Raw genomic sequence first — 1,704 nt, forward strand, 5'->3', positions numbered from 1 at the left:
TGTTGTGGGTCATGAGGTTCTTGTCGCGGGTGCGTCGATGAGATGAGGAACGGGCTCCTCGCCACAGGATGGAAGTTCCTACACCGTCCGTCCGTACGAGAGAGCCCGTTCATGACCCACCGTAATGCACCCCTGACCCCGACCGGCCGGCTGCGCATGGTGGCCCGTCACCTCGAGGACGGGATCCCCAAGGCCCACGTCGCCGCCGAATTCCACGTCAGCCGTCCGACGGTGTCCACCTGGGTGGCCCGCTACCTCGAAGACGGCGAGGATGGCCTGGCCGACCGGCCCTGCACCCCTGTCGGGAGTCCGTTCCGCACGGCCCCGGAGGTGGTGGAGCGCATCGACGCCCTGCGCCGGGGCCGGAAGTGGTCGGCCCGGCGCATCTGGCACCACCTGAGCGCCGGCGGCTACGACAACGACCCCCAGGACGAGAAGGGCCCCGGGCCCTTCCACGCCCCCGTGACCATCGCGCTGCGCACCGTGGGCCGGTGGCTGGCCCGGCTGGGGATCTCCCGGTTGCGCGACCTCACCCCGGACGGAGAGGACTCCCGCCGGGTCCCGCGGCGGATCACCGCGCACTGGCCCGGGCACATGGTCCACCTGGATGTGAAGAAGGTCGGCAGGATTCCCTACGGCGGCGGGTGGCGTGCCCACGGCCGCGGCACGACCAAGGCCCTGGCAGCCAAACGCGGTCCCGGGGCCAGGATCGGCTACACCTACCTGCACACCGCCATCGACGGGTTCTCGCGCCTGGCCTACACCGAGGCCCTCGACGACGAGAAGGCCACCACCACGATCGGGTTCTTCGCCCGGGCGAGGGCGTTCTTCGCCGCTCACGGGATCGAGCGGGTCCACCGGGTGGTCACCGACAACGGCGCCAACTACCGGGCCAAGGACTTCACCCGCACCGTTGAGGCCCTGGCCTCGAAGCACCAGCGGATCCGCCCCTACACCCCGAGGCACAACGGCAAGGTGGAGCGGTACAACCGGTTGCTCGTCGACGAGGTCCTCTACACCCGGACCTACGCCACCGAGCACGACCGCCGGACCGCGATCGGGACCTGGGTCAATCACTATAATTACCACCGCCCGCACACTGCCTGCGGCGAAAAGCCCCCGGCCTCACGCGTCCCGGCCCGTGTCAATAACGTCATGCCCTCTTACATCTAGGGGTGTCGGTAAACGATAAGTTCGGCGAGTTCAGCTCGAATGTCGGTCAGATCATCCGACCGTCTGGGCGGTTCGGTGGTTCGGTGGCGAGGTGCCGGTGGACATTTGTCGCCTCACTACCGAGCCGGTGCAAGACTGTGGGTAAGTCCGGGTCGATCCGGACGCCGTCGGCGATAGTCTTATGGAGGTCGTCGGTCAGCACGAGGACGGCCGCGACGATGATCTGCGCGTCGTCGACGCGGCCGACAACGTCCTGCGACCGCCTGGCGTGGCGGCGACCCCGGAGGGTGCGCGCGGCGATGTCCTGACTGGTGCTGCGAGTTGCTGTCAGGGGGCCGAGTTCGGCGGCAGCGGCGCGGGCGCGACGCGCCGCATCAGCAGCGAGGTTCTGGTCACCTCTTTCGGCGGCGTGCGCGATGCCACTCAACGCGGCTGCTCTCTCCTGAAGCACGTTGTCTAGGTGACCGGCGACGAGTCGCAGGGGATCAGGAGTGAACAGCACCTGGCTGAAGAGCAGCCCGAGTGCTCCCC

2 protein-coding genes are annotated in these 1,704 nt (G+C 68.5%); one reads left to right on the top strand and one right to left on the bottom strand.

Annotated elements, in window-relative coordinates:
• Window positions 1–111: 111 nt before the first annotated feature.
• The gene (locus AS25_RS05630) at window positions 112–1,173 is read left to right on the top strand and encodes an IS481 family transposase (RefSeq protein ID WP_035963043.1); all 1,062 of its coding nucleotides are present in this window, start codon (window positions 112–114) and stop codon (window positions 1,171–1,173) included.
• Window positions 1,174–1,219: 46 nt separating this feature from the next.
• Here the strand turns inward: AS25_RS05630 and AS25_RS14895 are convergent.
• The coding region (locus tag AS25_RS14895; RefSeq protein ID WP_216594108.1) for a hypothetical protein at window positions 1,220–1,704 on the bottom strand (485 nt) is incomplete at its 5' end.

It is taken from the genome of Kocuria marina (genome assembly GCF_000786655.1).
Lineage (GTDB): Bacteria > Actinomycetota > Actinomycetes > Actinomycetales > Micrococcaceae > Kocuria > Kocuria marina_A.